This is a genomic window from Pyxidicoccus fallax (assembly GCF_012933655.1).
Classification (GTDB): Bacteria; Myxococcota; Myxococcia; order Myxococcales; family Myxococcaceae; genus Myxococcus; species Myxococcus fallax.
On record NZ_JABBJJ010000395.1, the window covers coordinates 1 to 10,721 of the forward strand.

The 10,721-nt window shown below is 72.4% G+C and carries 5 protein-coding genes and 1 pseudogene; 5 read left to right on the forward strand and 1 reads right to left on the reverse strand.

Annotated elements, in window-relative coordinates:
- Positions 1-541: pseudogene (locus HG543_RS46235) on the forward strand (DEAD/DEAH box helicase); the annotation flags it as partial.
- 11 nt (positions 542-552) lie between these two features.
- Here HG543_RS46235 and HG543_RS46240 read toward each other — a convergent pair.
- Positions 553-1,050, reverse strand: a complete 498-nt coding sequence (locus HG543_RS46240; RefSeq protein ID WP_169351362.1) for a helix-turn-helix domain-containing protein — start codon at positions 1,048-1,050, stop codon at positions 553-555.
- 63 nt (positions 1,051-1,113) lie between these two features.
- Between HG543_RS46240 and HG543_RS46245 the strand changes: the two genes are divergently transcribed.
- The 4 genes from HG543_RS46245 to HG543_RS56665 form a co-directional block, all read left to right on the forward strand.
- Positions 1,114-2,343 carry a Glu/Leu/Phe/Val family dehydrogenase gene (locus HG543_RS46245; RefSeq protein WP_169351363.1) on the forward strand — a complete coding sequence of 410 codons (1,230 nt, stop codon included), beginning with the start codon at positions 1,114-1,116 and terminating at the stop codon, positions 2,341-2,343.
- A 130-nt stretch (positions 2,344-2,473) separates the two neighbouring features.
- Positions 2,474-3,691: a threonine ammonia-lyase gene (gene ilvA, locus HG543_RS46250; RefSeq protein ID WP_169351364.1), complete on the forward strand. Its 1,218-nt coding sequence runs from the start codon at positions 2,474-2,476 to the stop codon at positions 3,689-3,691.
- Positions 3,692-3,752: 61 nt separating this feature from the next.
- Positions 3,753-5,156, forward strand: a complete 1,404-nt coding sequence (locus HG543_RS46255; protein ID WP_169351365.1) for a peptidase MA family metallohydrolase — start codon at positions 3,753-3,755, stop codon at positions 5,154-5,156.
- A 146-nt stretch (positions 5,157-5,302) separates the two neighbouring features.
- On the forward strand, positions 5,303-10,721 hold a 5,419-nt coding region (locus HG543_RS56665), incomplete at its 3' end, for a hypothetical protein (protein ID WP_169351366.1).

Sequence of the window (10,721 nt, forward strand, 5' to 3'; positions counted from 1 at the left end):
GCCCCCGTCCCCGGACGCGGGCCCCGGCGAGGTGAAGCTGTGGACGAACCTGGGCATGGATGACGGCATGGACGAGGCGAAGATGCCCGCCACGCTGGAGGCCCTGGGCGCTCCGGCCGGCAAGGTGCTGCGCACCGTGCTGCGCCCCACCTACGGCTACGCCTACGTGGCCGAGGCGGACGCGCCCGCCTTCGAGGCCCTCAATGGCAAGCTGCACGGCGAGAAGGCGCTGAAGGTGGAGCGCCACCGTCCGCGCGGGGCCCGCGAGGAGCGCCGCCCCCGCCCCGAGGCCCAGCCGGACGTGCCGGGCCAGGCGCGCCTGTGGGTGGGCCTGGGCCGTCAGGATGGCCTGGACGAGGCAGGCGTCACCGCCGCCCTGGAGGCCGTCGGCGCCCCCGCCGGCAAGGTGCTGCGCATGGACCTGCGCCCCACCTACGCGTACGTCTTCGTCGCCGACGAGGACGTGGAGGGCTTCGAGGCGACGAACGGCAAGCCGCACGGCGACCGCGCCCTGAAGGTCGAGCGGGCGAAGAAGAAGTAGTCCCTTCGCGGCTACTTCCCCGGCTCGCCCGCCCTGCGGCGCCGCTCCCGGTGGTAGTGGGCGGTGCACAGGCCCCGGGCGAGCACCGGCCGGCCGCACCCGGGCTCGTCGCAGCGGGCGGGCTCGGGCGCCGGAGCTTCTTCCGCGGCCGGGGCCGCCTCGCTGAACATCACCTCCGCCACCGCCAGCAGCCGGTCCACGTCGGTCCGGGACAGCCGGCGCGCCCGGACGAAGGCCTCCAGCCGGTGCACGCCCGCATCCTCGGCGTCATCCACGCGGAGCAGCTCCCAGAGCGGGAGCTGCAGCGCGGAGGCCACCTGGAGCAGCGTCTCGTAGCTGGGGCTGCGCTCGCCTCGCTCCAGGAGGGACGCGAAGGAGACGGAGATGCCGCAGCGGGCGGCGAAGTCCTCCTGCGTGAGGCCGCGCCGCTCTCGCAGCGCGCGGATGCGCCGGGCCAGGCCCTGCAGGTGGCCGCTCGCGGGGGAGGCATCTGGAGGGCCGGAAGGCATTGGCAGTTTCCTATGGTAGCGCACCCCTTCTGTTAAGGTCTTCGCGCGAGGAGCATTCGAGCCATGAGCGCCGTCGAGGGAACCAACTACTTCTTCCGCAAGGCCGCGCGGATCATGGACGTGGGCACCCCCATCGAGACGCTGCTCGCCACCCCGCTGCGCGAGGTGAAGGTGCAGGTCTCCATCGAGATGGACTCGGGGGAGATTCGCACGTTCCTCGGCTACCGCATCCAGCACGACAACAGCCGCGGCCCCATGAAGGGCGGCCTGCGCTACCACCCCATGCTGGACCAGGACGAGTGCTCGTCGCTCGCGTCGCTGATGACGTGGAAGACGGCGGTGGTGAACGTCCCCTACGGCGGCGCCAAGGGCGGCATCGCGTGCGACCCGTCGCAGCTGTCCCTCAAGGAGCTGGAGCGGCTGACGCGCAAGTACGTGGACCAGGTGCAGGACGTCATCGGCCCCACGCGTGACATCCCCGCCCCCGACGTCAACACCAACCCCCAGGTGATGGCGTGGATCATGGACCAGTACTCGCGCTACCACGGCCACTCGCCGGCGGTGGTGACGGGCAAGCCCCTGGAGCTGTACGGCTCCAAGGGCCGCGAGGCGGCCACCGGGCGCGGGCTGCTCTACGTGTGCCGTGAAATCCTGCGGGATCTGGGCCTGCCGGTGAAGGGCACGCGCTTCGCGCTACAGGGCTTTGGCAACGTGGGCAGCCACACCGCGCAGCTGCTCTGGGAGGACGGCGGCATCGTGGTGGCGGTGGCGGACGTGCTGGGCGGCGTGCGCAACCCGCAGGGCCTGGACATCCCCTCCCTCTTCGAGCACGTGAAGCGCACCGGCACGGTGACGGGCTTCGCGGGCGGCTCGCCGTGCAGCAACGACGACGTGCTGACGGCGGACTGCGAGGTGCTCATCCCCGCGGCGCTGGGCCACGTGCTCACCCGGGAGAACGCGCCCGCGGTGCGCGCCAGGCTCATCATCGAGGGCGCCAACGGCCCCACCCAGCCGGAGGCGGACGAAATCTTCGAGAAGCGCGGCATCTTCGTGGTGCCGGACGTGCTCGCCAGCGCGGGCGGGGTGACGGTCAGCTACTTCGAGTGGGTGCAGAACCTCCAGCACCTGTCCTGGGAAGAAGAGCGCGTCAACGCGGAGCTGGAGAAGACGATGAAGGAGGCCTACGAGCGCGTGGCCCAGGTGGCCCGCTCGCGCAAGGTCTCCATGCGGACGGCGGCCTACATCCTCGCCATCGGCCGGGTGGGCAAGGCCACCGTGCTGCGCGGCATCTGACGCACCCCGCCAGGGGGCCCGGGTGTCCCCTGGAGGACGTGGCGCGGCGCGGCGGAACGGGCGGTGGAACGGCTGCCCGCCCCGTGTCTCTTTGCGCCCGGCGTCTACATCCGCTACACGCCGGCTCACAATGGTCACCCTCCAGGACATCCTCGCGGCGCGGGAGCGCCTCCGGGCGACAATCCGTCCCACGCCGTGCCCGCAGTCCGACTTCTTCACGGAGAAGACGGAGTGCGCGGCCGTGTACTTCAAGATGGAGAACCTGCAGCGCACCGGCGCCTTCAAGGAGCGCGGCGCGCTCAACAAGCTCCTGAAGCTCACCGAGGAGGAGCGGCGCCGGGGCGTCATCGCCGCGTCGGCCGGCAACCACGCGCAGGGCGTGGCGTACAACGCGCTCCGGCTGGGCATCAAGGCCACCATCGTGATGCCGGAGCGCACGCCGCTCATCAAGGTGTCGCGCACGCGTGACGAGTACCAGGCGCGCGTGGTGCTCAAAGGCTCCAACTTCGACGAGGCCTACGCGGAGGCGCTGCGCATCCAGAAGGAGGAGGGGCTCGTCTTCGTCCACCCCTTCAACGACCCGGACGTCATCGCCGGCCAGGGCACCATCGGCCTGGAGCTCTTGGAGCAGTGCCCGGACCTGGAGGTGGTGCTGGTGCCCATTGGCGGCGGAGGGCTCATCTCCGGCGTCGCGTGCGCGCTGAAGGAGAAGAAGCCGGACATCCGCGTGGTGGGCGTGCAGACGTCCACCATCGCCAGCATGAAGGCCTCCATCGAGGCCGGCAAGCTGATGGACCTCACCGCCGCGGGCACCACCATTGCCGACGGCATCGCGGTGAAGCGCGTGGGCGAGCTCACCTTCCCCATGGTGCGCAGGTACGTGGACGAGGTGGTGGCGGTGGACGAGGAGGAAATCGCCGCCGCCATCCTCACGCTGCTGGAGCAGGAGAAGAGCGTGGTGGAGGGCGCGGGCGCGGTGGGCCTGGCCGCGCTGCTCAGCGGCGACGTGCCCATGGCGAAGGGCCGGCGCACCGCCATCATCCTCAGCGGCGGCAACATCGACATGAACGTCATCAGCCGCATCATCGAGCGCGGCCTCGTGAAGACGGGGCGCCTGGTGCAGCTGGAGGTGAGGCTGCCGGACCGGCCCGGCATGCTGGCGAAGCTCACCACGCAGGTGGCCGACCTGCGCGCCAACGTGGTGGAAATCCATCACGAGCGCGCCTTCTCCAAGGCGGGCCTGGGCGAGGCCATGGTGGAGGTGACGCTGGAGACCACCGGCCCCGCCCACATCGACGAGCTGATGCAGTCCCTCAACAACCTGGGCTGGCAGGTGGCGCGCAAGTAGTCCACCCCGGGACACTCGGGGGGCTTGCGCGGGCGCGCGGGGGCTCGGCCATACTGGGGTCATGAGGACCCTGCTGCTCGCCCTGCTCATCGCCGCCGCCCCGCCCCCGTCCGCGCAGAAGGCGAAGGAGCTCGCCGCCCGCCGCGCGTGGGAGGAACTGTACCTGGCCTTCGCGGCGGGGGACGTGGCGGGCGTGCCCGAGGCGCAGCGGCGCACCATCTCCGGCGCGCTGCTCAAGGGGTGCGAGGCGCTCCTGGTGGAGGACGCGGTGATGGCGTACTCGCTGAGCGAGCGCGCCGTGGTGTTCGACGCGTCCGCCGGCGCGCTGAAGTGCCTGGCGCGCTCGGCCCGCAAGACGGACCAGCGGGCCGCCGCCGAGGCCGCCCTGCGCAAGGGCCTGGAGCGCCACCCGAAGGACGGCGCCTTCGGGTTGGAGCTGGGCAAGCTGCTGCTGGAAGAGCAGGACGCGGCGGGAGCGCTGACGGTGCTGGAGAAGGTGCCGCCCCGCTCGCGCGAGGGCGCCGAGGCGAAGCGCCTCGCGCAGCAGGCCCGGGCGCAGGCGAACGAGGAGGGCGCGGCCCGCCAGGAGGCCGAGCGCATCGAGAAGCTGATGCACGGCAAGCCCGGCGCGAGGCGGCGCTCCACCTCCGCCCCACCGGATGTCAGGACCGCGGAGGGCAGGGACGGCCCCAGCGACACGCGCGCGGTCAGCCTCTCGTACGAGTCCAGCACGGACTCGCTGGGCATGCGCACGCGCTCCAACGGGCGCTTCGTCATCCGCTACTTCAACAACGAGCGCGACTTCAGCCAGCGCGCCGAGTACGAGGGCCGCGTCGTCGACGCGCTGGAGGAGGCGTACGCCTTCACCCGGAGCTTTCTCGGCGAGGCGCGCGAGTCACCGGTGGATGTCGTCCTGTACACCCGGGACGAGTTCCGCTTCCACTACGGGCCCGCCAAGGCGCAGGGGCTGGCCGGGCTCTATGCGGACGACGCCATCCGCATCAACGACGCCGAGGAGCTGACCCAGCAGACCCGGGCCACCCTGGTGCACGAGTACGTGCACGCGGTGCTGGACGACTTCTGCGAGAAGCGGGGCCACCAGCTGCCCACCTGGCTCAACGAGGGGATGGCCGAGTTCGTCGAGTGGCGCTACCTCGGGCGGGACGACCAGGTGTGGTTCCTCCAGGACGCACTGATGGGCGCGGCCAGGGCGAACAAGCTGCCCTCGCTGGCGGCCATGGCCGACCGGAAGGTCTTCTACACCCACGAGCACTACGCGTACGCCAAGGCCGCCGTGGCCGTGAAGGAGCTGATTGCCCGGGGGGGAACGGGCCGGCTCCTCACCTTCACGCGCGAGGTGTGCGGGGGCAGCCCCCTCGACGAGGAGCTGCGGGAGCACTACGGGAAAACCCTGGCGGCGCTGGACGAAGATGTCCGAAACACCATCATGAACTCTCGCAAGTAGGGGAGGCTGCCAGCCGAGCCCGGTCCAATTGGTTTACCCCTCCCCGGGAGTCACCTACACTCGCAGGCCCCCATTTACGCTGCGGCAGAAGTCGGGTTGTACGCTGTCCCGCAGCAAGGTGACGGATGTCGGACACGCGTGCGGCGATGAGAGAGTTTCGCTTCCTCGATGAGAAGCGGAAGCTGGGAAGCCTGTCTCCCGTGGAGGAGGCTCGCTGGAGCGAGCTGCGCGGGCTCCTGGGCATCCAGGACACGCCCGCCGTGCCGGACGCCTCCGCCTGGCAGCAGCAGGCGGCGCCCCAGGGCTATTACGGCGCCGATGGTCAGTGGTACGCCTACCCCGCCGGCTACCCGCAGCAGCCCCAGGGCTACTACGGCGCCGATGGTCAGTGGTACGCCTACCCCGCCGGCTACCCGCAGCAGCCCCAGGGCTACTACGGCGCCGACGGCCAGTGGTACGCCTACCCCACCCAGCCGGGCTACGACCCGAACCAGGGCTACGCGCAGCAGGGTTACGACCCGAACCAGGCCTACGCGCAGCAGGGCTACGACCCGAATCAGGCGTATGCCCAGCAGGGCTACGACCCGAACCAGGCCTACGCGCAGCAGGGCTACGACCCGAATCAGGCGTATGCCCAGCAGGGCTACGACCCGAACCAGGGCTACGCGCAGCAGGGTTACGACCCGAACGCCCAGGGCTACGCGGGCTACCCGCAGCAGGGCTACGACCCGAACGCGCAGGGCTATGACCCGAACGCGCAGGGCTATGACCCGAACGCGCAGGGCTATGACCCGAACGCGCAGGCCCAGGCCGGCGGCTGGCCGGCTGATCCGAACGCCCAGCAGGCCTGGACCGGCTACGCGCCGCAGGCTCCCGTCGGTCCGGACAACCTGAGCCTCACCGCGGACGAAATCGACATCCCCGCGCTGAGCGAGCCCGCGCCGTGGATGAACCCTGGCGCCAGCGAGGCGGGCACCCCGCACGCGGCCGCGCAGGCGCCGCAGGGTGCGCGGCATGACGCTGGCGCCGCGGCCCCCTCGGAGGACGTGCTCGAGGTGATGGAGTCGGACGTCGCGGTGGACGCCGCGCCGGACCCGACCGCCTCGTTCGACGACGTCACCGCCGACCTCGGCGAGCAGGCCCCGCCGGTCACCGAGAGCGCTCCGGACGCGATCGCCTCCGCGGAGGATGACTTCTCGTCCGTGACGGCCTCGGAGCCCCAGGCTCCGGTCGCCGCCGAGCCCGAGTCCTCGCTGGAGTCCTCGTTCGCCGACCTGTCCATGGAGGTCGAGTCGGCGCCGGACACCGCCGCCGTGGCGCCGTCGGGTGAGGTGGAGCTCGCCTCCTCCGAGGTCGAGCTGGTCGAAGCGGCCGTCGAAAGCGAGCCGGTGCTGGCCGAGGAGCGCACGCCCGCGCCGCTGGACGATGCGTGGGCGTCCGCGCCGCTCGCCGTGGAGCCGGTGGAGTCGGCCCAGATGGAAGGCGCCGAGGCGGGGGACATCATCGATGTCGCCGAGCTGACGCCCTCCGACGCGGCCGAATCCTCGCAGCCCGCGGTGCTGGCGCTCGACGCGAGCGAGGCCACGGAGCCGGCGGGTGGGGAGATCGCCCTCGACGCCTCCGACATGATCGAGCCCGCGTCCCCGGACGAGGTGGCTCCCTCCGCGCAGGCCGAGACCGAAGCGTGGGACCTGGGAACTCCGGCCGCCGACGCGTCGACCGCGGAGTCGCAGAGCGGCGCGGTGGAGTTCGCGCTCGACGCGTCCGACGTGAGCGAGGCCGCTCCCGAGCCGCAGGCGGAGATTTCGCTCGACGCGTCCGACGTGAGCGAGGCCGCTCCGGTGGAGGCGCAGCCCGCCTCCGCTGAGATTTCGCTCGATGCATCCGACGTGATCACGGCGGATGGCGCGGAGATCGCGCTCGACGCGTCCGACATGAGCGAGGCCGCTCCGGTGGAGGCGCAGCCTGCTTCCACGGAGATTGCGCTCGACGCGTCCGACGTGAGCGACGCATCGTCGTTCGAGGCACAGCCTGCTTCCGCGGAGATTGCGCTCGACGCTTCCGACGTGAGCGACGCATCGTCGTTCGAGGCACAGCCTGCTTCCGCGGAGATTGCGCTCGACGCGTCCGACGTGAGCGACGCATCGTCGTTCGAGGCACAGCCTGCTTCCGCGGAGATCGCGCTCGACGCGTCCGACGTGAGCGACGCACCGTCGTTCGAGGCGCAGCCGGCTTCCGCCGAGATTGCGCTCGACGCGTCCGACATGAGCGAGGCCGCTCCGGAGACGTCCGCGGCCACCTTCGACGGCGCGGCGGCCACGGAGATCGCGCTCGACGCGTCCGACGTGAGCACGGAGCCCTCCGGCGCTCACGCGTCCGGCTCGGAGGAGAGCGTTCCGACGTTCGAGCTGAATGCCTCCGAGGCGACGGACTTCTCCGCAGCGGAGGCCTCGCTGTCCGCGCAGGCCGAGGCTCCCGCGGAGGAGCCGCCGCTCGACGTCATGGACATCGAGTCCGCCCCGGAGAGCGCGGGACAGACCTGGTCGTACCAGGAGACCCCGGCGAGCGCGGAGCCTCCGACCTTCGACGTGGCGGACATCGGCACCGAGTCCCCGTTCGAGGGCTCCGACGTGCCCTCGCTGGAGCTCCGCTCCGTGCAGGTGGGGCCGGACCTCCAGGCCGAGACCGTGGCGCTCGCCAGCGACCCGGCGGCCCCCGCCGAGCGGGCGTACGCGAGCACTCCGACCGCCGAGGAGTTGTTCGACCTGAGCGGCAACCCCGAGGAGGCCGTGCCGCTCGCCACCGCCGGCGAGTTCGTCGAGTACAGCAACTTCGCGACCACCACCGAGCGCGGCCTGGAGTTCTCGGGCCAGGCGACGTCCGCCAGCGCGGAGTGGGGTTCGGAGTCGACCGACGCCGTGCCGCTCATGAGCGAGGAGCCGGCCGCCAGCACTGACTGGAACGCGGGAACGGCCGACGCCGTGCCGCTCGCGAGCAACGCCGAATTCCTCGCGGACATGGGCGAGTCCACCACCACCGGCCACCAGGCCGAGTGGGCCGCCCCCGCCGAGGATGCCGCGGCCATCGAGCTGCAGCCGGAGTGGGTGTCGGCCGAGTCCTCCACGGTGGACACGGGCTCCGCCCAGGCCACCGAGTGGTCCGCCACGCCCGCCGAGACGTCCGAAGCTTCCGCCACCGAGCAGCAGCCCGAGTGGGCTTCTGCTTCCGAGCCCTCGGACATGACCGCGAACGCGGCGGAGGCCTCTGAGTGGGGCGAGGCTTCCGGCGCCGCCGAGACCGCGTCGGAGACGGAGCCGCAGCCCGAGTGGGCCACCCCCGGCGAGGCGGTCGCCACCGAGGCGCTCTCGCCCGAGTGGGCTTCGCCGTCCACCGAGGCAACCGCCCCGGGCGCCTTCACGTCCGAGTGGGCCGAGTCGAGCGGCGAGACCGCGACCAGCGCGACGCAGTCCGAGGCCGCGCCCGTCGAGTTCCAGCCCGAGTGGGCCACGCCTGTTGAAGAGGCCACGCCGGAGACCGCGCAGCCCGAGTGGGCCACGCCTGTTGAAGAGGCCACGCCGGAGACCGCGCAGGCCGAGTGGGCCACACCGACTGGTGAAGCAGCTCCCGAGACCGCGCAGGCCGAGTGGGCCACGCCTGTTGAAGAGGCCACGCCGGAGACCGCGCAGGCCGAGTGGGCCACGCCGACTGGTGAAGCAGCTCCCGAGACCGCGCAAGCTGAGTGGGCCACGCCGGCTGCTGAAACGGAGACCCTGGAGGCCCAGCCTGAGTGGGTGACGCCCGCCGATGAGGCCGCCCCCGCGACGGCCCAGGCCGAATGGGCGTCCCCTGCCGCCGAGGCCTCCCCTGAGACCGCACAGGCGGAGTGGGTAGACCCTGTTACGGAGGCATCCGCGCAGACCGCGTGGGCCGCGCCCGCCGAAGCGGCTGCGTCCGAGCCGGTGCAGCCTGAATGGGCCACGCCCGTCGAAGAGGTGACTCCGGAAGCCGCTCAGGCCGAGTGGGCAACTCCTGTCGAGGAGGCCACGCCCGAAGCCGCTCAGGCCGAGTGGGCCGCCCCCATCGAAGAGGCCACGCCCGAGGCCGCTCAGGCCGAGTGGGCAACTCCCGTCGAAGAGGCCACGCCCGAGGCCGCTCAGGCCGAGTGGGCAACTCCCGTCGAGGAGGCTACGCCCGAGGCCGCGCAGGCCGAGTGGGCAGCGCCCATCGAAGAGGCTACGCCCGAGGCTGCGCAGGCCGAGTGGGCCACCCCTATCGAAGAGGCCGCTCCGGAGACGGCGCAGACCGAGTGGGGCACTCCCGCCGCGCAGGATGCTGCCCAGCCTGTTCAGGCCGAGTGGGCTGCTCCGGCGGAGGCCGCGTCGGCCGAGGAGGCCACGCCCGGCGAGCTCCAGCCCGAGTGGGTCACGCCCGAGACCGAAGCCGCTCAGCCTTCGTGGACGGGGGCCGCCACCGAGGCCGCCCAGCCCGAGTGGGCCACCCCCACGTCCGAGGCGGCGCCCGGCGAGTGGTCCGCCACCGCCGAAGTGACACCCGAGGCGGGTCAGGCCGAGTGGTCCGCCACCGGCCAGGAGACCGCGCAGCCCGAGTGGAGCGCCACGAGCGAAGCCGTGCCCGAGGCCGGCCAGGCCGAGTGGGCCACGCCCGCGCAGACGGATTGGTCCGCTCCCGCCGCGGACGCTGCCTCCGAGGCCACGTGGGGCGCCCCCACGGGAGAAATCGCGGCCACGCCCGCGCAGACGGACTGGTCGGCCCCCACGGCTGACGCGGCCTCCGACGCCGCGTGGGCCTCGCCCGTCGAGGAGATCGCTCCCGACGCCGTCCAGGCCGAGTGGGCCACGCCCGCCACCGACTCCGCCCAGCCCGAGTGGTCCGACCCTGTCGAGGAGGTCGCCCCCGACGCCGTCCAGGCCGAGTGGGCCACGCCCGCCACCGACTCCGCCCAGCCCGAGTGGGCCGCCACCGCCGAGCCCACCGCCGACTGGAACACTCCCTCCGCGCAGCCCGCGTCCCAGTGGGAGTCCACTCCGACGGCCGCGGCCGAAGAGGCTCCCGTGGAGGTCCAGCCCGAGTGGGTGACGCCAGAGGCCGGGGCCACCGCCGAGTGGAGCGCGCAGCAGCCCGCCGCCACGCAGGAGTGGAGCGACGCGCCCGTCGAGGAGGTCTCCCTCGCGGACACCGCCGCTCCCACCGAGGCCGTCCAGGCCGAGTGGAGCGACGCGCCCGTCGAAGTCGAGCCCATGCTCGAGGCCACCCCCGCGGAGCCCGAGCCCGCCTGGGGCGCCACGCCCGCGCAGGCCTCGTCCTTCGCCGCGCCCGCCGAGTCGGTCCCCTGGGAGCAGGAGCCCGAGCCCGCCGCGCAGTCCTGGAACTCCGGCGGCGACAGCCTCTTCGGCGGGCAGGACCAGCAGCTCTCCGAGCCCGAGGCCGACATCGACGTCAGCCTCGACGCCCCGCCGCCCTCCCCCGTCGAGGAAGAAGTCCCCGTCGCCGTGGAGGTCGAGCAGGAGATCGCCGAAATCGAGCTCATGGAGGAGTCCGTGGTGC